Annotated in this window: 13 protein-coding genes; 11 read left to right on the top strand and 2 right to left on the bottom strand. The window is 70.1% G+C overall.

Annotation, left to right across the window (positions count from 1 at the left end):
• Positions 1-157: 157 nt before the first annotated feature.
• Together IAI54_RS01890 and IAI54_RS01885 are read left to right on the top strand one after the other, a co-directional pair.
• A complete protein-coding gene (locus IAI54_RS01890) occupies positions 158-1,819 on the top strand; it encodes a DEAD/DEAH box helicase (RefSeq protein WP_187970747.1) in 1,662 nt (553 codons plus the stop codon).
• 3,077 nt (positions 1,820-4,896) lie between these two features.
• Positions 4,897-6,129: an MFS transporter gene (locus IAI54_RS01885; RefSeq protein WP_420838258.1), complete on the top strand. Its 1,233-nt coding sequence runs from the start codon at positions 4,897-4,899 to the stop codon at positions 6,127-6,129.
• A gap of 531 nt (positions 6,130-6,660) precedes the next feature.
• Here IAI54_RS01885 and IAI54_RS01880 read toward each other — a convergent pair.
• Positions 6,661-6,897, bottom strand: a complete 237-nt coding sequence (locus IAI54_RS01880; RefSeq protein ID WP_187970746.1) for an Lrp/AsnC ligand binding domain-containing protein — start codon at positions 6,895-6,897, stop codon at positions 6,661-6,663.
• Positions 6,898-6,964: 67 nt separating this feature from the next.
• Positions 6,965-7,795, bottom strand: coding sequence for an alpha/beta hydrolase (locus IAI54_RS01875; RefSeq protein ID WP_187970745.1), 831 nt, complete (start codon positions 7,793-7,795; stop codon positions 6,965-6,967).
• Positions 7,796-8,827: 1,032 nt separating this feature from the next.
• Here IAI54_RS01875 and IAI54_RS01870 point away from each other — a divergent pair.
• The 9 genes from IAI54_RS01870 to IAI54_RS01830 all read left to right on the top strand — a co-directional run bounded on the left by IAI54_RS01870 (position 8,828) and on the right by IAI54_RS01830 (position 19,958).
• The gene (locus IAI54_RS01870; RefSeq protein WP_187970744.1) at positions 8,828-11,119 is read left to right on the top strand and encodes a bifunctional salicylyl-CoA 5-hydroxylase/oxidoreductase; all 2,292 of its coding nucleotides are present in this window, start codon (positions 8,828-8,830) and stop codon (positions 11,117-11,119) included.
• Positions 11,120-11,381: 262 nt separating this feature from the next.
• Positions 11,382-12,137, top strand: a complete 756-nt coding sequence (locus tag IAI54_RS01865; protein ID WP_187970743.1) for an SDR family NAD(P)-dependent oxidoreductase — start codon at positions 11,382-11,384, stop codon at positions 12,135-12,137.
• A complete protein-coding gene (locus tag IAI54_RS01860; protein ID WP_187970742.1) occupies positions 12,137-12,613 on the top strand; it encodes a MarR family winged helix-turn-helix transcriptional regulator in 477 nt (158 codons plus the stop codon). The genes IAI54_RS01865 and IAI54_RS01860 overlap by 1 nt, the downstream gene beginning before the upstream one ends.
• 5 nt (positions 12,614-12,618) lie before the next feature.
• Complete coding sequence (locus IAI54_RS01855; RefSeq protein WP_420838287.1) at positions 12,619-13,422, top strand: enoyl-CoA hydratase family protein; 804 nt, start codon at positions 12,619-12,621, stop codon at positions 13,420-13,422.
• Positions 13,423-13,669: 247 nt separating this feature from the next.
• Positions 13,670-14,824, top strand: a complete 1,155-nt coding sequence (locus IAI54_RS01850; RefSeq protein WP_187970740.1) for an acyl-CoA dehydrogenase family protein — start codon at positions 13,670-13,672, stop codon at positions 14,822-14,824.
• Between the two features lie 259 nt (positions 14,825-15,083).
• Positions 15,084-16,706, top strand: coding sequence for an AMP-binding protein (locus IAI54_RS01845; RefSeq protein ID WP_187972975.1), 1,623 nt, complete (start codon positions 15,084-15,086; stop codon positions 16,704-16,706).
• Positions 16,703-17,896, top strand: coding sequence for a kynureninase (gene kynU, locus IAI54_RS01840; RefSeq protein ID WP_187970739.1), 1,194 nt, complete (start codon positions 16,703-16,705; stop codon positions 17,894-17,896). The genes IAI54_RS01845 and kynU overlap by 4 nt, the downstream gene beginning before the upstream one ends.
• Positions 17,893-18,729 carry a tryptophan 2,3-dioxygenase gene (kynA, locus tag IAI54_RS01835; protein WP_187970738.1) on the top strand — a complete coding sequence of 279 codons (837 nt, stop codon included), beginning with the start codon at positions 17,893-17,895 and terminating at the stop codon, positions 18,727-18,729. Before kynU ends, kynA begins: the two co-directional genes overlap by 4 nt.
• Positions 18,730-18,821: 92 nt before the next feature.
• Complete coding sequence (locus IAI54_RS01830) at positions 18,822-19,958, top strand: ABC transporter substrate-binding protein (RefSeq protein WP_187970737.1); 1,137 nt, start codon at positions 18,822-18,824, stop codon at positions 19,956-19,958.
• The last annotated feature ends 112 nt before the right edge of the window (positions 19,959-20,070 follow it).

The following is a 20,070-nucleotide window of genomic DNA, read 5'->3' as shown; positions in this document are numbered from 1 at the left end:
AGTGGCCGGTTTCCGTTCAGCTTTCCGCCGCGCGGACGCTGCGAAAGGTTGACTTTTGCCGCATTGCACCGTAACGGCACTGACGCATTGCGCAAAAGCGCCCGGTCCGCCGCGCACCTCCGACGCGGCCCGCAGACAATAAAAGACAATCGATATCGTGTCATCAGACGACCAGAACGCTCCGGAAGCGGTGAAGTTTTCAGACCTCGGCCTGTCGGCCAAGGTGCTCGCCGCCGTCACCGACGCCGGCTACACCACCCCCACCCCCATCCAGGCGGGCGCGATCCCGCACGCGGTCGCCGGCAAGGACGTGCTGGGCATCGCCCAGACCGGCACCGGCAAGACGGCCGCCTTCGTGCTGCCGATGATCACGCGCATCGAGAAGGGCCGCGCCCGGGCGCGCATGCCGCGCACGCTGATCCTCGAGCCGACGCGGGAACTCGCCGCGCAGGTGGAAGAGAACTTCATCAAGTACGGCAAGAACCACCGGCTCAACATCGCGCTGCTCATCGGCGGCGTGTCGTTCGACGAGCAGGAGAAGAAGCTGGAGCGCGGCGCCGACGTGCTGATCGCGACGCCCGGCCGCATGCTCGACCATTTCGAGCGCGGCAAGCTGCTGCTCACCGGCGTCGAGATCCTCGTCATCGACGAGGCCGACCGCATGCTCGACATGGGCTTCATTCCCGACATCGAGCGCATCTGCAAGCTGATCCCCTTCACCCGCCAGACGCTGTTCTTCTCGGCCACGATGCCGCCGGAGATCACCAAGCTCACCGAGCAGTTCCTGCAGGCGCCGGTGCGCGTGGAGGTGTCGAAGGCCGCCTCGACGGGCGTCAACATCACGCAGCGGCTGGTCAAGTCCGGCACCAAGGGCTGGGACAAGCGCGAGGCGCTGCGCAGGCTGATGCGCGAGGAGGACGACAACCTCAAGAACGCGATCATCTTCTGCAACCGCAAGGTCGACGTGTCGGAACTGTTCCGCTCGCTGGTGCGGCACGGCTTCGACGCCGGCGCGCTGCATGGCGACATGGACCAGCGGGCCCGCATGGCGATGCTGGCGGGCTTCCGCGATGGCAAGCTGCGCTATCTGGTGGCCTCCGACGTGGCGGCGCGCGGGCTCGACATTCCCGACGTCAGCCACGTGTTCAATTTCGACGTGCCGATCCATGCCGAGGACTATGTCCACCGCATCGGCCGCACCGGCCGCGCCGGGCGGCTCGGCAAGTCCTTCACCATCGTGACGAAGTCGGACGCCAAGTATCTCGACGCGATCGAGAAGCTGACCGGCAACAAGATCGAGTGGCACGACGGCGACCTGTCGACCGTGGTGCAGAGCGAGGGCGAGGACGACGCGCCGCGCCGCGGCCGCGGGGCGCCGAAGCGCGCCTCCGGACGCCGCGAGCGCGACGATGGCGGGCGCGAGCGCGGCCGCAGCCGCGACCGTGCGCCGCGCGAGGACAGGCCCGCCCGCGAGGACCGGCCGGCGCGCGCGGAGAAGCCCGCCGAGGACAGGGTCGAGCGCAAGGCCCGGGTCGAGCGCGAGGACAGGCCGGTGCGCAGCCCCGTGGCCGAGGCCGTGGCGGAATCGGTGGAACTCGACGAGGCTGTCGAAGCCGCGCCCGTCGAACGTCGCGAGCGCCGCGACGCCATCCGCAGCGAGAACACCGCCCGCCGCAGCGCCCCGCCGCGCCCGGCACCGGCCGCCGCCCGTGCGCCGGCCAATTCGAACCGCCACCGTCGCAACGACGACATGAACGACGGCACCGTCGGCTTCGGCGACGACCTGCCGGACTTCATGAAGGTGGTCGTCAAGGTCTGACGACGGCGGACCGCGACAAGCGGTCCGCGGCACGCCGCCGCTCCGCCAGGCCCCCGCCGCCCCTCCCCTTCGTCATCCCGGAACGGCTTCCAAGCGCAGCGCAGGGCGACGTATCCGGGATCCATGCCTCGGCGGCTGCGCCCCGATCCGATGCAGGACGGGTGCCGCTGCCGCTGCACTTCCCCGGCCGCCCCTCCCCCCTTCGTCATCCCGGAACGCGGCGGCGAGCGGAGCGAGACGGCACGTCTCCGGGATCCATGCCTCGCCGGTTGCGCCTCGATCCGGTGCAGGACGAGGCAGATGCCGTCACCCGTCGGCGCCGCTCCACGGTCGTGGCCGTCGTCACGGTCGTCGCCGCATCCTCCAGCGTCGCCCCCCCTCCGTCGTCGCTTCGCGACGCCACCTCCGCCCCCACTGCGTGGGGTGGAGGATAGCCCGCCGCCAGCGCTGACGCCCATCCTCCAACCCCACGCAGTGGGGTGGAGGTGCCGAGCGCAGCGAGGCGGAGGGGGGACCCCGCCGGGCCGGTCCGGGACGGTGGACGTCCGGCACGGCCGGCATGGCGAGGTCCGCAGCGACTTTCCCGCGCATCGGCGCGCCGAAGATCAGGACCGCTCCCCTCCCCTTCGTCATCCCGGAACGGCGTCCAAGCGCAGCGCAGGGCGACGTATCCGGGATCCATGCCTCGCCGGACATGCCCGCGATCCGGTGCGCGACGAGGCAGATGCCGCTGCGCGTCAGCGCCATCGTCACGGTCGTCGCCGCATCCTCCAGCGTCGTCCCCCCCTCCGTCGTCGCTTCGCGACGCCACCTCCGCCCCCACTGCGTGGGGTGGAGTACAGGCTGCCACCGGCGCCGACGCCCATCCCCCAACCCCACGCAGTGGGGGGAGGTGCCGAGCGGAGCGAGGCGGAAGGGGGGACCCCGCCGGTCCGGTCCGGGACGGTGGACGTCCGGCACGGCCGGCATGGCGAGGTCCGCAGCGACTTTCCCGCGCATCGGCGCGCCGAAGATCAGGACCGCTCCCCTCCCCTTCGTCATCCCGGAACGGCGTCCGAGCGCAGCGCAGGACGCCGTATCCGGGATCCATGCCTCGCCGGACATGCCCGCGATCCGGTGCGCGACGAGGCCCGAGCCGTCGCCCGTAGCCGCCGCTCCACGGTCGTCGCCGCATCCTCCAGCGTCGTCCCCCCCCTCCGTCGTCGCTTCGCGACGCCACCTCCGCCCCCACTGCGTGGGGTGGAGGACAGGCTGCCACCGGCGCTGTCGCCCATCCTCCAACCCCACGCAGTGGGGTGGAGGTGCCGAGCGCAGCGAGGCGGAGGGGGGACCCCGCCGGGCCGGTCCGGGACGGTGGACGTCCGGCACGACGGATGCGGCGAGGTCCGCAGCGACTTTCCCGCGCATCGACGCGCCGAAGATCAGGACCGCTCCCCTCCCCTTCGTCATCCCGGAACGGCGTCCAAGCGCAGCGCAGGACGACGTATCCGGGATCCATGCCTCGCCGGACATGCCCGCGATCCGGTGCGCGACGAGGCAGATGCCGCTGCGCGTCAGCGCCGTCGTCACGGTCGTCGCCGCATCCCCCAGCGTGGCCCCCCCTCCGTCGTCGCTTCGCGACGCCACCTCCGCCCCCACTGCGTGGGGTGGAGGACAGGCTGCCACCGGCGCTGACGCCCATCCTCCAACCCCACGCAGTGGGGTGGAGGTGCCGAGCGGAGCGAGGCGGAGGGGGGACCCCGCCGGTCCGGGACGGTGGACGTCCGGCACGGCCGGCATGTCGAGATCGCAGCGACTTTCCCGCGCATCGGCGCGCCGAAGATCAGGACCGCTCCCCTCCTCTTCGTCATCCCGGAAAGGCGTCCGAGCGCAGCGCAGGACGCCGTATCCGGGATCCATGCCTCGCCGGACATGCCCGCGATCCGGTGCACGACGAGGCCCGAGCCGTCGCCCGTAGCCGCCGCTCCACGGTCGTCGCCGCATCCTCCAGCGTCGTCCCCCCCCTCCGTCGTCGCTTCGCGACGCCACCTCCGCCCCCACTGCGTGGGGTGGAGGACAGGCTGCCGCCAGCGCCGCCGCCTTCCGCTCGCGCGCTCGAACAAAACTGCGCACGTCGCCGCCGGCAGAATCAACCGCTTGCGCGAAATCTCAGGCGCTCTTTCCACGCCCCCCGCCACCGGCCGTACGATGCGCGCGGTGAAAGGAGCGGCAATGGACGTGGACGAACGCATCGTGAGACGGATCATCGCGACGCTGCTCGCGCTGGCGGCGCTCGCCGAGCGCGCCGCCGTCCGCTCCTTCCTCGTCCGCTGGATCGTGCTCGCCGCGCTGCGCCGCGCCGAGGGCATCGCGACCCGCTATGCGCCGAGGAGGCCGGCCTCGACGGGCGCTTCTTCGAAGACGAGGACCTCTCCGGCAGCAGCCCCGCCACGGCCGGGATCCTCGCCTGGCGCCTGCGCTGGATCGCCGCGTTTCTGCAGGGCCTGCTCGAGGCCGACTGCCTGCGCCACGCCTGGACGGCGGGCGTCCACGGCCCGCGCCGTCCGGGCGCCGGGCATGGCCTGGGTGCGGCGCGGGCCGCAACGCCGGTCCTCGTCGCGCGCCGGCCCTGGGACACGTCCTGAGGCCGCGGGCCGGCCCGTGCGATCATCCCGGAATGTTATCAGCCGGCGGAGGTCTCCGCGCGGCCCGCAGGCGCATGGGCGGACGAAGGGGCGGTGAGCCGAACCCGGGCGGCCTGCGCGGCGGTTCCGGCCGGCGGGACCCCGGATGCAGTGAACGGTCGCGGACCGAAAGCCGCCGTGCCGGTCGCTCGAAGCTGCGCAGCCGTGCCCTGCGCGTCTCGCATTCGCTCCCCCGCGCGTCCGGCCGAACCGCGCGAGACTGCCGACCCACCGCCGAAGCCGCCCCGATGTTTCCGCTCTGCCCGGACGACCGTCCGACGCAGACGGTCGCCGGGCGACCCGGAAAGGCGCGCTCTCCCCTGGCCCACCACCCTTGCGCCACTGGCGGGTGGTGCGCGACCGCCTGCTCCGCCATCGTCGGTCCGGGGCGCGTGACGCTCCGGGAGGAAGATCGTGATTCAAGCCGCCCCCTCGCCCGGCCGCGCCTATGCGCCGGACAGTTCGTATTCCTGGTTCCGGCTCGCCGTCGCCATGCTGCTCGGCACGATCGGCAGCGTCGGCATGTGGGCGATCGTCGTCATGCTGCCGGCCGCGCAGGCCGAGTTCGGGGTGGGGCGCGGCGAGGCGTCGCTGCCCTACACGCTGACCATGGTGGGCTTCGCCATCGGCAACGTGGTGATCGGCCGCTTCGTCGACCGGATGGGCGTGGCCGTTCCGGTGGCCGTCGCGGCCGTCGTCTCGGCGGCCGGCTTCGTGGCGGCGGCCTGGGCGCCGAGCATCTGGATGCTGGCGGCGGCGCAGCTCCTGATCGGCATCGGCACGGCCGCGACCTTCGGGCCGCTGATGGCCGACGTCTCGCGCTGGTTCGAGAAGCGGCGCGGCATCGCGGTGGCGGCATCGGCCACCGGCAACTACCTCGCCGGCGCGATCTGGCCCTTCGTGGTGCAGTACGGGCTGGAACATGGCGGATGGCGGATGACATCGATGGGCATCGGCGTCTTCTGCGCGGTCACGATCGTGCCGCTGTCGATGCTGCTGCGCGGGCGGGCGCCGGAACCGGCGGGCGGCGCGGGCGCAGCACCGAGGCCGAAGTTCGCCATCGACCTGTCGAACCGGGCGCTGCTGACGCTGCTCATCGTCGCCGGCTTCGGCTGCTGCATGGCGATGGCGATGCCGCAGGTGCACATCGTCGCCTATTGCGCCGACCTCGGCTTCGGCGTGGCGCGGGGCGCGGAGATGCTGTCGCTGATGCTGGCCGCCGGCATCGTCAGCCGGCTCGCCTCGGGCTTCGTCGCCGACCGCATCGGCGGGGTGAAGACGCTGCTCATCGGCTCGGTGCTGCAGGGGCTGTCGCTGCTCCTCTACATCCCCTTCGACGGGCTCGCCTCGCTCTACGTCGTCTCCTTCGTCTTCGGCCTGTCGCAGGGCGGCATCGTGCCCTGCTACGCCATCATCATCCGCGAATACCTGCCGCCGCGCGAGGCCGGCGAGCGGATCGGCATCGTCATCATGGCGACGATCGCCGGAATGGCGGTCGGCGGCTGGATGTCCGGCGTGATCTACGACTGGACCGGCTCCTATGCGGCGGCCTTCCTCAACGGCATCGCCTGGAACGTGCTCAACGTGAGCGTGATGCTGGCGATCCTGACGAAGACGCGGACGAGGCGGGAGGCGGCGCTGGCGTGAGAGGGGGGACGCTGCGGATCTCCCCCCTTGAGGGGGGTCCGAAGGACGGGCGAGACGAGTGGCTCGCCCTGCCCAGCAGGCCAGAGGGGGGCGCCGTAGAGCGCAGACGCGAAAGCCGAAACAGCCGTTCGAACAGCCAATCTCAGACCTGGCGCTCCGTCGCACCCCCCTCTGCCCTGCCGGGCAGGGCGAGCCACTCGTCTCGCCCGTCCTTCGGACCCCCCTCAAGGGGGGAGATCAGGCGCGCCGCCGGCTTCGCGATAATGCAGTCGTCGCCAGACGAACGCCGCCGCCGACACTGCGATCTCCCCCCTTGAGGGGGAGATGCCGGCAGGCAGAGGGGGGTGTCGTAAAGTGCAAGCGGTGGCGGGCCGGCCAGTGCGTCGAGACGACCACCGGGAAGGGCCGCGTTCCGTCGCGCCCCCCTCTGTCCTGCCGGGCGGGGCGAGCCACCGGTCTCGCCCGTCCTTCGGACCCCCCACGAGGGGGGAGATCGGCTGTCGCCGGCGTTTCGCCCTCGCCTGCCCGGCCTCAGAACGCCTTGAAGGTCAGCGTCGTCAGCGTGCGGAAGATGCCGGGGACGTCGGCGACGTTCTCGTCGATGAACTTGCCGATGTCGACGTCCTCGGGGATGTAGAGCTTCATCAGCAGGTCGTAGTCGCCGCTGGTGGAATAGAGTTCCGAGGCGATCTCGCGTTCGAAGAGGGCGTCCGCGACGGCATAGGTCTTGCCGGGGATGCACTGGACCTGGACGAAAACGGCTCGCATGGGCACTCCATCTGCTGTGCGGCCAAGGTCGAACCGGCTGCCGCGCGGCGACCTTCGGCGGATCGGTTCAGCCTGTCAACAGCGTGCGCGTCAGCGCGTGCGAGGGATCGGCGAGGCCGTCGACGACGTTGAAATGATGGCGGTCGGGTTCCTCCACGCAGGCGGTGGCGGCGCCGAGGCCGGTCCAGACATTGGCGAGCAGCGCGTTCTGGCGGATGAACTCGGCACGCTCGCCGGCCCCCACCCAGCAGCAGAGGCGCGTGCCGGGCAGCGGTTCGAGCAGCGCCGGGCTCTCGGCCCGAGCCTCGGCGGCGTCGACGCGCAGCGTCTCGTTCATCGCAAGCCGCATCAGCGGGCGCAGGTCGTGGACGCCGGAGATGGAGACGACGTTGCGGATGCGCCGGCGCACGGCATCCGGCAGCGGCGTGTTCGCGCAGACCATGCGCGTGGCGAGATGGCCGCCGGCGGAGTGCCCGGTGAGGAAGACCGGCCCGGCCACTTCGCCCGCCGCATGCGCGATCGCCTGCCCGACCTCGGCCGTGATGTCGGCGATGCGCACGGACGGGCAGAGCGAATAGGACGGCATGGCGACGGCGAAGCCGCTCTCGACGCAGCCCCTGGCCAGATGCGACCACAGGCTGCGGTCGAAGCGCATCCAGTAGCCGCCATGGACGAAGACGACGAGACCGGCAGGCTCGATCGCCGGCAGGAAGAGATCGTAGGCGTTGCGCTCGCCCGAACCGTAGGCGACGCCGAGCCGCGCGCGCCCGGCCGCGGCCATCTCCTCGCGATAGGCGCGGGCGGGCTCGACCCAGGCCGCCGGCCAGCGGTCGCCGCCGGGAATGTTGGGCCCGTTGGCATAGGCGTCGTCCCAATCGGCGATCTGGCGGTGGATCATGGCACTCTCTCCCTGATGGCGGCCTTTCCGACGGCGGCGGACCGCCCTGCCCTTTGACCGGATTGTAGCGGCTTGTCGAGGGCGGGGAACAGAGCCGGCGGGTATTTTCGGGCGGCCTGGAGACCTGTCGATGCCATCACTCCTCTTCCTCGCGTGTCCGCCGGGCAGGCGTGACTGCACGACACCGGCCGTCATCCTCGGCCCTGTGCCGAGGATCTGCCCCGGCCTCGGGTTGCACGCATTCCGGGTACGTTCCGGAGTGCCGGGACGCGCCGGACCCTCGTCGGTCGGCAGATCCTCGGCACAAGGCCGAGGATGACGGCGGTGGAGCGGTGGCCGCGCTACAGCGGCGGAGCGGCGGCGTTCGAGCGGCGACGGCGGTGGAGCGCCGATGCCGTCAACGCTCGGCCGGGCATCTCGGTGATCGTCCGGCGGGCAAGCGGCATCGCACGCCGACGGCCGTCATCCTCGGCCCTGTGCCGAGGATCTGCCCGGGCCTCGGGTTACACGCATTCCGGCGACGTGCCGGAGTGCCGGGACGCGCCGGACCCTCGTCGGTCGGCAGATCCTCGGCACAAGGCCGAGGATGACGGCGGTGGAGCGGTGGCCGCGCTACAGCGGCGGAGCGGCGGCGTTCGAGCGGCAACGGCGGTGGAGCGCCGATGCCGTCAACGCTCGGCCGGGCATCTCGGTGATCGTCCGGCGGGCAAGCGGCATCGCACGCCGACGGCCGTCATCCTCGGCCCTGTGCCGAGGATCTGCCCCAGCCTCGGGTTTCACGCATTCCGGGTACGTGCCGGAGTGCCGGGACACGCCGGGTTCTCGACGGTCGGCAGATCCTCGGCACAAGGCCGAGGATGACGGCGGTGGAGCGGCGGTGGAGCGGCGGTGGCAGTGGCAGTGGCAGTGGCAGTGGCGGTGGAGCGGCCGCGCCGCCAAGACCATTCCTTCAATCTTGAAATTTCAAGCTTGAAATATCCCGGGGCCGCTGTCATGCTGCCTCCACAGTCTGGCGATGGAGGCACGAGCGAGATGAAGATCGCGGTCCTTGGCGGTGGTCCCGCCGGTCTCTATTTCGCCATTTCGATGAAGCTGCGCGATGCCGCGCATGACGTCACCGTCATCGAGCGCAACCGGCCGGACGACACGTTCGGCTGGGGCGTGGTGCTGTCGGACGAGACGCTCGACAATCTGGCGAAAAACGATCCGGTCAGCGCCGAACGCATCCGCGCGCATTTCGCCTATTGGGACGACATCGCGGTCACCTACCGCGGCACGCGCACGGTGTCGTCGGGTCACGGCTTCTGCGGCATCGGCCGCAAGCAGCTGCTGATCCTCCTGCAGGCGCGCGCCCGCGAACTCGGCGTGGAACTCGCCTTCGAGACCGAGGCGCGCGAGCCGCGGTTCTACATGGAGCGCTACGATCTGGTCGTGGCCTCCGACGGCCTGAACTCGAAGACGCGTACGGCCTTCGCCGACATCTTCAAGCCCGACATCGAGATGCGCGCCTGCAAGTTCGTCTGGCTGGGCACGCACCAGAAGTTCGACGACGCCTTCACCTTCATCTTCGAGGAGACGGACAAGGGCTGGGTCTGGGCGCATGCCTACCAGTTCGATCCCGACACAGCGACCTTCATCGTCGAGTGCAGCCAGGAGACCTGGGACAATTTCGGCTTCGGCACCATGTCGAAGGAGGAGTCCATCGCCACCTGCGAGGCGATCTTCAAGGACCATCTCGGCGGCCATCCGCTGATGTCGAACGCCAACCACGTGCGCGGCTCGGCCTGGATCAATTTCCCGCGCGTGCTGTGCGAGCGCTGGTCGCACGAGAACCTGGCGCTGATGGGCGATGCGGCGGCGAGCGCACATTTCTCGATCGGCTCGGGCACCAAGCTCGCCGTCGAGAGCGCGATCGCGCTCGCCGACTACGTCACCTCGGAACCGACACTCGCCGCCGCCTTCGCGAAATACGAGGCGGCGCGGCGCACCGAGGTGCTGAAGCTGCAGTCGGCGGCGCGCAATTCGCTCGAATGGTTCGAGGACATCGCGCGCTATCTCAACCTCGACCCGGTGCAGTTCAACTATTCCCTGCTCACCCGCTCGCAGCGCATCAGCCACGAGAACCTCAGGCTGCGCGACGCGGCCTGGCTGGCGGGCGCCGAACGCTGGTTCCAGCAGCAGGCCGGCAGCACCGGCAATGCGGCGCGGGCGCCGATGTTCGCGCCGTTCAGGCTGCGCGACATGGAGCTCGCCAACCGCGTCGTCGTCTCGCCGATGGCGCAGTACAAGGCCATCGACGGCTGCCCGACCGACTGGCATTTCGCCCATTATGCCGAGCGCGCCAAGGGCGGCGCGGCGATGGTGACGATCGAGATGACCTGCGTGTCGCCGGAAGGCCGCATCACGCCCGGCTGCCCCGGCTTCTACGCCCCGGAGCACGAAACGGCGTGGAAGCGGCTGGTGGACTTCGTCCATGCCGAGACGGAGGCGAAGATCTGCGCCCAGATCGGCCATGCCGGCGCCAAGGGCTCGACGCAGGTCGGCTGGGAAGACGCCGACGCGCCGCTGCCTTCGGGGAACTGGCCGCTGATGGCGGCCTCGGCGGTGGCCTGGTCGGAGGCGAATGCGGTGCCGAAGGCGATGGACCGCGCCGACATGGACATGGTGCGCGACGAGTTCGTGGCGTCGGCGCGGATGGCCGAGCGCTGCGGCTTCGACATGATCGAACTCCACATGGCGCATGGCTACCTCCTGTCGTCCTTCATCACGCCGGTGACCAATCGGCGCACGGACGACTATGGCGGCAGCCTGGAGAACCGGATGCGCTATCCGCTGGAGGTGTTCCATGCGGTGCGGGCCGTCTGGCCGGACGCGAAGCCGATCTCGGTGCGCATCTCGGCCAACGACTGGGTGGGCGAGGACGGCGTGACGCCGCAGGAGGCGGTGGCCATCGCGCGGATGCTGAAGGAGGCCGGCGTCGACATCTGCGACGTCTCGGCCGGGCAGACGTCGAGGCGGGCGAAGCCGGTCTACGGCCGGATGTTCCAGACGCCCTTTTCCGACCGCATCCGCAACGAGACCGGCATGGCGACCATGGCGGTGGGCAACATCTACGAGCCCGACCACGTCAACTCGATCCTGATGGCCGGGCGCGCCGACCTCGTCTGCCTCGCCCGCCCGCACCTCGCCGACCCCTACTGGACGCTGCACGCGGCAGCGGCACTGGGCGACCGGGGGGTGACGTGGCCGAAGCCCTATCTCGCCGGCCGCGACCAGATGTACCGGCTGGCGGAGCGGCAGGACCAGATGACGGGGAAGGTGTGATGGGGGTGTCCGCTTCCATGCCTGTTCGCTCGGCGTCAAGCGCCCCCTCACCGTCTCGCTTCGCGAGCCACCTCTCCCCCTGCCCGGGGGAGAGGAAAGGCAGGGCGGCGGGGCCGCGGTTCCTCTCCCCCACAATGTGGGGGAGAGGTGGCTCGGGCGAAGCCCGAGACGGTGAGGGGGAACAGCGACGTTCCTGTCCGGCTGGAGGTTGGCCGTGGTCAGACAGCTCCGCTGGGGTCGATCCGAAAAAAGGCTCCGCCAGATGACCATCTCCCTCACCCACGCCCTCGTCACCGGCGGCGCCACGGGCATCGGCAAGGCCGCGGCGCTCGCGCTCGCCGAAGCGGGCGTCGAAGTCACCATCTGCGGCCGGCGCAAGGAGCCGCTGGAGGCGGTCGCGGCGCTGCACACTCGGCTCCATGTGGTCACCGCCGACGTGACCGACGAAGCCTCCGTCGAAGCGCTCTACCGGCAGGCCGAAGCCGCGCGCGGGCCGATCGAGATCGTGGTGGCCAATGCCGGCATCGCCTCGAGCGCGCCGGCGCACAGGACCGCGCTCGCCGACTGGAGCCGGATCATCGACGTCAACCTGACGGGCGCGTTCCTGACCGTGCGGCCGGCGCTGGCCGGCATGGCGGAGCGCCGGCGCGGGCGCATCATCTTCGTGGCCTCGGTGGCCGGCTTGCGGGGGGCCGCCTATGTCGCGCCCTACGTCGCCTCCAAGCACGGCGTCGTCGGCCTGATGCGGGCGCTTTCGGTCGAACTGCTCAAGACCGGCGTCACCGTCAACGCGGTCTGCCCGGGCTATGTCGAGACCGAGATGCTGGAGGAGTCCATCGCCCGGGTGATGGAGAAGACCGGCCGCGACCGCGAGACGGCGCGCCGCGGCTTTGCCGAATCCAACCCGAACCACCGGCTGATCCAGCCCGAGGAGGTCGCCGCCGCCGTCGTCTGGCTGGCGAGCGATGCCGCCGTCTCGGTGACCGGCCAGCCCATCGCCATCTCGGGAGGCGGGTGATGGCCGAGGCCTCGCTCGCCACGCTCGACGCGCCGCCGGCCTCCAAGGAGCGACTGCGGCTCTGGATCCGGCTGCTGCGTGTCTCGCGCATCGTCGAGAACGAGGTGCAGGCCCGGTTGAAGCGCGAGTTCGAGACCACCCTGCCGCGTTTCGACGTGATGGCGGCGCTGAACCGGGCGCCGGACGGCATGCTGATGAGCGACCTGTCGCGCTACCTGCTCGTGTCCAACGGCAACGTGACCGGCATCGTCGACCGGCTCGTCAAGGACGGCCACGTGGCGCGGACGCGGCGCGACGGCGACCGCCGCACCTCGATCGTCACGCTGACCGAGCGCGGCGCCGAGACGTTCCGCACCATGGCTGCCGCGCACGAGGGCTGGATCGACGACCTGCTCGGCGACGTGGGCGAACCGGACGCGCGGCGGCTGTCGACGATGCTGAAGACGTTCCGCAGCAACTGGGAGGACGAACATTGACCGCCATGACCGGGTTCAAGCCGCAGCACTTCCTGTGGGAGGCGAAGGACGGGGTCGCGCAGGTGCGGCTCAACCGTCCGGACCGCAAGAACCCGCTGACCTTCGAGAGCTATGCCGAGCTGCGCGACACGTTCCGGGCGCTCGCCTATGCCGACGACGTCGACGTGGTGGTGTTCCTGCCCAACGGCGGCAATTTCTCCTCGGGCGGCGACGTTCACGAGATCATCGGGCCGCTGACCAGGATGGACATGAAGGGCCTGCTCGCCTTCACGCGCATGACCGGCGACTTCGTCAAGGCGATGCTCCAGTGCGGCAAGCCGATCATCTCGGCCGTCGACGGCGTGGCGGTGGGGGCCGGCGCGATCATCACCATGGCCTCCGACATCCGGATGGCGACGCCCGAGGCCAAGACCGGCTTCCTGTTCACCCGCGTCGGCCTCGCCGGCTGCGACATGGGCGCCTGCGCAATGCTGCCGCGCATCATCGGCCAGGGCCGCGCGGCCGAACTGCTCTACACCGGACGCACGATGAGTGCCGCCGAGGGCGAACGCTGGGGCTACTACAACCGGCTGGTGCCGGCCGAGACGCTGGAGGCGGAAGCGTTGTCGCTGGCGGCCCAGATCGCCGCCGGCCCGACCTTCGCGCACGGCATCACCAAGACGCAGCTCGCCCAGGAATGGTCGATGGGGCTCGAGCAGGCGATCGAGGCGGAAGCGCAGGCGCAGGCGATCTGCATGCAAACGGGCGATTTCCGCCGCGCCTACGAGGCCTTCGTGGCGAAGGTGCGGCCGGTGTTTGCGGGGGATTGAGGGATGGAGGGCTTTGCATTTCGCTCGACTTGCGAACCTCGCGTTCCGTCGCGCCCCCCTCTGCCCTGCCGGGCATCTCCCCCACGAGGGGGGAGATCAGCTGTCGCATCGGCTTTCGCCAACCGCGAACGTTGCATGGTAGGCGTCGTCGTTGAAGCTGCCGATCTCCCCCCTCGTGGGGGAGATGGCCGGCAGGCCAGAGGGGGGCGCGGCAGAGCGCTGACGTCGAACGAGGGAGGGACGCGGCATGCCTGACCGCTCCTTCCTCGCCTGGCCGTTCTTCGACGACCACCACCGCGCCCATGCCGAACGGCTGGAGGCGTGGTGCAACAAAAACCTGCCCGTCGACCACCATGACGTCGATGCCGCCTGCCGCAGGCTGGTGGCCGATCTCGGGCGCGACGGCTGGCTGTTGCCCACCGCCGTCGACCCCGCCTCCCCCGGCCCGCTCGGCGTGCGCACGCTCTGCCTCACCCGCGAGACGCTCGCCCGCCATGACGGGCTCGCCGACTTCGCCTTCGCCATGCAGGGGCTCGGCACCGGCGCGATCAGCCTGTTCGGCAGCCCTGAGCAGCGGCGCTGGCTCGACAAGACCCGGCGCGGCGAGGCGATCTCGGCCTTCGCGCTGTCGGAGCCGCGATCGGGCTCGGACGTCGCCAACATGGACATGCAGGCCGTGCGCGACGGCTCCGACCACGTGCTCACCGGCGAGAAGACCTGGATCTCCAACGGCGGCATCGCCGACCTCTACACGGTCTTCGCCCGCACCGGCGAAGCGCCGGGGGCGCGCGGCATCTCCTGCTTCCTCGTGCCCGCCGACACGCCCGGCCTGACGGTGGCCGAGCGGCTGGAGACCATCGCGCCCCATCCGCTGGCGCGCCTCGCCTTCGACGGCGTGCGGGTGCCGGCGGCGGCGATGATCGGCAGGCCGGGCGACGGCTTCCGCATCGCCATGTCGGTGCTCGACGTCTTCCGCTCGACGGTGGGCGCAGCCGCGCTCGGCTTCGCGCGGCGTGCACTCGATGAATCGCTTATCCGCGCCAACCAACGGGAACTGTTCGGAAAACCGCTGTTCGACCTGCAGATGGTGCAGGGCCACGTCGCCGACATGGCGCTCGACGTGGATGCTTCGGCGCTGCTCGTCTACCGCGCCGCCTGGACCAAGGATTCGGGTGCCGCGCGGGTGACGCGCGAGGCGGCGATGGCCAAGCTCCATGCCACCGACCGGGCGCAGGCGGTGATCGACGCGGCGGTGCAGCTGCATGGCGGGGACGGGGTCCGCAAGGGCCACATCGTCGAGAGCCTCTATCGCGAGATCCGGGCGCTGCGGATCTACGAGGGCGCGTCGGACGTGCAGAAGGTGGTGATCGCGCGGCAGGTGATGGGGGGTCAGGGGGTATGATGTCGCAAGCGGCAGTGTCTTCGCGAGGCCGAAGCACCCCCTCACCGTCACGCTTCGCGTGCCACCTCTCCCCCTGCCCGGGGGAGAGGAATCGCCAACCGTCGGCGGCACATCCGCAGTTGGACGAAATCGCTCTCTGCAGGGACGCGTCTCCAGCCTGGGTTCCTCTCCCCCGGGCAGGGGGAGAGGTGGCCCGCAGGGTCGGTGAGGGGGTGCTTTTCGAACGCGGAGAGTTACCATGCACGGACGCCCAGCCATGATCCTCGGTCCCTCCGCCCACACAGACACCTTCTCCCGCGACAACCTCCCCCCGGCCGACCGGTGGCCGGATCTGCTGCTCGAGGGCTTCGACTATCCGGAATGGCTGAACGCGGGCGTCGAGCTTTCCGACCGGATGGTGGAGCGCGGCTTCGGCGACAACACGGCGCTGATCGGCAATGGCCGCCGGCGCACCTACAAGGAACTGTCGGACTGGACCAACCGGCTGGCGCATGCGCTGGTGGAGGATTACGGCGTAAGGCCCGGAAACCGAATCCTGATCCGGGGGCCGAACAACCCCGCCGTCGTCGCCTGCTGGCTCGCGGCCACCAAGGCCGGCGCCGTCGTCGTCAACACCATGCCGATGCTGCGGGCCGGCGAGCTCGCCAAGATCGTCGACAAGGCGGAGATCGCGCTGGCGCTCTGCGACACGCGGGCGCTGGACGAGATGGTGGCCTGCGCCAAGCAGAGCCGCTTCCTGAAGCAGGTGGTCGGGTTCGACGGCACCGCCAACCACGACGCCGAACTCGATCGCGCCGCCCTCGACAAGCCGGTGCGCTTCGAGGCGGTGAAGACGGGGCGCGACGACGTGGCGCTGCTCGGCTTCACCTCGGGCACCACGGGCGTGCCGAAGGCGACGATGCATTTCCACCGCGACCTGCTGATCATCGCCGACGGCTATGCCAAGGAGGTGCTCGGCGTGACGCCGGACGACGTGTTCGTCGGCTCGCCGCCGCTCGCCTTCACCTTCGGGCTCGGCGGGCTCGCGATCTTCCCGCTGCGCTTCGGCGCGGCGGCGGCCCTGCTCGAGAACGCCTCGCCGCCGAACATGGTCGAGATCATCGAGAGGTACCGCGCCACGATCACCTTCACCGCACCGACCGCCTATCGGGCGATGCTGGCGGCCATGGACGAGGGCGCCGACCTGTCGTCGCTCCGGATCGCGGTATCGGCCGGCGAGACGCTGCCGGGGCCGGTGTTCGAGGACTGGACGCGGAAGACCGGCAAGCCGATCCTCGACGGCATCGGCGCGACCGAGATGCTGCACATCTTCATCTCCAACCGGCTCGACGACCGGCACGCTGCCACCACGGGCCGGCCGGTGACGGGCTACGAGGCAAGGATCGTCGACGAGGCGATGAACGAGGTGCCGCGCGGCACCGTCGGCAAGCTCGCCGTGCGCGGCCCGACCGGCTGCCGCTACCTCGCCGACGATCGGCAGGGCGAATACGTCAAGGCGGGCTGGAACATCACCGGCGACGCCTTCTACCAGGACGAGGACGGGCGATTCCACTTCGCCGCGCGGGCCGACGACCTGATCGTCTCGGCCGGCTACAACATCGCCGGACCCGAAGTGGAGGCGGCGCTGCTCGCTCATCCCGACGTGCTCGAATGCGCCGTCATCGGCGTCGCCGACGAGGCGCGCGGCCAGATCGTGCAGGCCCATGTGGTGCTGGTCGCCGGCTGCGCGGCCGACGACACCACGATCAAGCGGCTGCAGGACCACGTCAAGGCCACCATCGCCCCGTTCAAGTATCCGCGCTCGGTGATCTTCACCGACACGCTGCCGAAGACCCAGACCGGCAAGATCCAGCGGTTCAGGCTGCGGGAGTCCACGCAATGACCGATTTCGACGCGACCCGCGCGCTGTTCGACCTGCCCGAGGGCGTCGTCTATCTCGACGGCAACTCGCTCGGCCCCCTGCCCCGCGCGTCGCGCGAGCGGGTGGCGCGGGAGGTGTCGCAGTCCTGGGGGACGCTTTTGATCCGCGGCTGGAACGAGGCCGGCTGGATGGACCTGCCGCAGGTCGTCGGCGACAAGATCGGCCGGCTGGTCGGCGCGCCGGCGGGATCGGTGGTGGCGGGCGACTCCACCTCGGTGAATCTCTTCAAGGCCTTGACGGCGGCTCTTTCGCTCTCGGGCGAGCGCAAGGTCGTGCTGTCGGACAGCGGCAATTTCCCGACCGATCTCTACGTCGCGCAGCAGGCACTCGCCGCGCTGGGACGCGGGCACGACCTGAAGATCGTCGCGCCCGAGGCGGTCGAGCACGCGATCGACGAGACGGTCGCAGTGCTGATGCTGACCCAGGTCGACTATCGCACGGGACGGCTGCACGACATGGCGGCGCTGACGGCGAAGGCGCAGGCCGCCGGCGCGGTAACGGTCTGGGACCTCGCCCATTCGGCCGGGGCCCTGCCGGTCGACCTCCAGGGCGCAGGCGCGGACTTCGCCATCGGCTGCGGCTACAAGTACCTGAATGGCGGCCCCGGCGCGCCGGCCTTCATCTATGTGCGGCCCGGGCTCGGCGACCGTGTCTCGCCGGCGCTCGCCGGCTGGATGGGCCATGCCGCGCCCTTCGCCTTCGATCTCGGCTATGCGCCTGCCGAAGGCGTCAACCGGATGCGGGTCGGTACGCCGCCGATCCTGTCGATGGCCTCGCTCGACGCCGCGCTCGAGGTGTGGGACGGGGTGTCGATGGCGGATCTGCGGGCGCGGTCGATCGAGCTGTCGGAGACCTTCATCGCCGAGGTGGAGGCGCGCTGTCCGCAACTCGCGCTGGCCTCGCCGCGCGATCCGGAACGGCGCGGCAGCCAGGTGTCCTTCGCGTTTTCCGAGGGGTATGCCGCGATGCAGGCGGCGATCGCCAATGGCGTGGTCGGCGACTTCCGCGCGCCCGACATCATGCGCTTCGGCTTCACGCCGCTCTATGTCGGGCTCGACGACGTGCTTCGCGCCGCCGCGACGCTGGAGCGCGTGATGGGCGAGCGGCTGTGGGACCGTCCGGAATTCAAGCAGCGGGCCAAGGTGACATGAGCACGCCGCACGATCCCTCGACGGAAGGTGCCGTCACCGATTTCGCCCGGCGGATGTCCTATTCGGACTATCTGAAGCTCGACGGCATCCTCGCCGCCCAGGCGCCGCTGTCCTCCTCGCCCGACGAGATGCTGTTCATCGTCCAGCACCAGACGTCGGAACTGTGGATGAAGCTCGCGATCCACGAGCTCACGGCGGCGATGGCGGCCATCGCGCGCGACGACCTGCGCCCCGCCTTCAAGATGCTGAGCCGGGTGGCGCGCATCTTCGAGCAGCTGAACGGGGCCTGGGACGTGCTGCGCACCATGACGCCCAGCGAGTACACGCGCTTCCGCTCGGCGCTCGGCCAGTCGTCGGGCTTCCAGTCCTGGCAGTACCGGGCGATCGAGTTCCTGGCCGGCAACCGCAACCTCGCCATGCTGAAGCCGCATGGCCACGACGCGGCGACGACGGCGGTGCTGGAGGGCATCCTCGCGCGGCCGAGCCTCTACGACGAGGCGATCCGGCTGCTCGGGCGCGAAGGCTTCGACCTGTCGGGAGAGGCGGAGCGGCCGGACCTGCGCCAGCAGCGGGCGGCGAGCGACGTCGTCATGGGCGCCTGGAAGGCGGTCTACCAGGATCCGGAACGCCACTGGGCGCTCTACGAACTGGCCGAGAAGCTGGTCGATTTCGAGGATTATTTCCGCCGCTGGCGCTTCAACCACGTGACCACGGTGGAGCGCATCATCGGGCTGAAGCGCGGCACCGGCGGCACCGGCGGGGTTTCCTACCTGCGGCGGATGCTGGAGGTGGAACTCTTCCCGGAATTGTGGAAAGTCAGAACGGAACTCTGAGCGGAAACATCCGCCGGAAGGAAATGCCGGACAAAGGCCGCGCGAGGCGGCAGCCGGTCGAAAGCCAGAGGGCAAGAAAAGGGAGACTGACCATGAACAAGATCATCGCAGCCGGGCTGATGGGCCTCGCCATGAGCGCGAGCGGCCTGGCCTATGCGGAGCCGGTCAAGATCGGCATGATCACCACGCTGTCGGGCGGCGGCGCCGGCCTCGGCGTCGACGTGCGCGACGCCTTCGCGCTGGCCATGAAGCAGGCGAACAATCCCGACGTGACGGTCGTCACCGAGGACGACGCCATGAAGCCGGAGATCGCGGTGCAGATCGCCGACAAGATGATCCAGAGCGAGAAGGTCGACATCCTGACCGGCATCATCTGGTCGAACCTCGCCATGGCGGTCGTGCCGAGCGTCACCGGCCAGGGCATCATCTACCTGTCGCCGAATGCCGGTCCCTCGCCGCTGGCGGGCGCCAACTGCAACGCCAACTATTTCAACGTCGCCTACCAGAACGACAATTTCCACGAGGCGATGGGCGAGTACGCCAACAAGGACTACAAGAAGGTCTTCATCCTGGCGCCGAACTATCCGGCCGGCAAGGATTCGCTGACCGGCTTCAAGCGCTTCTACAAGGGCGAGCTCGCCGGCGAGGTCTACACCCAGCTCGGCCAGACCGACTATGCGGCGGAGATCGCGCAGATCCGCGCCTCGGGCGCCGACGCGGTGTTCTTCTTCCTGCCGGGCGGCATGGGCATCGCCTTCACCAAGCAGTGGGCGCAGTCGGGCGTCGACCTGCCGCTGATGGGCCCCGCCTTCTCGTTCAGCCAGGACGTGCTGCCGGCCATCGGCGACGCGGCGATCGGCGTGAAGAACTCCGCCTCCTGGTCGCCGGACCTCGACAACGAGGCCAACAAGGCCTTCGTCGCGGCCTTCAAGGCCGAATACAATCGCCTTCCCTCGGTCTATGCCGCCCAGGCCTACGACACGGCGAACCTGATCCTTTCGGCGATGGGCAAGGCATCGATCTCCGACAAGGACGCCTTCAAGGCGGCGCTGAAGGAAGCCGACTTCGACAGCGTGCGCGGCTCGTTCAAGTTCAACACCAACCAGCACCCGATCCAGAACATCTACGTGCGCGAGGTGGTGAAGGAAGGCGACGTGCTGACCAACAAGATCGTCGGCACCGCCTTCGAGAACCACGAGGACGCCTACGCCAAAGACTGCAAGATGTGACGGCCGCCTTCTCCCCGGCTGCGGGGAGAAGGTACCGGCAGGTGGATGAGGAGCTGCGGCAGCAGTGCCGCGGCCGCCCTTTCAGCACCTGCTCTGCCCCTCATCGGGCCCT

The sequence above is a fragment of the Aquibium microcysteis genome (genome assembly GCF_014495845.1).
In the GTDB taxonomy this organism is placed as follows: Bacteria; Pseudomonadota; Alphaproteobacteria; order Rhizobiales; family Rhizobiaceae; genus Aquibium; species Aquibium microcysteis.
Note: the sequence above shows the minus strand (reverse complement) of the source record. Positions and strands in the feature narration are given on the sequence as shown.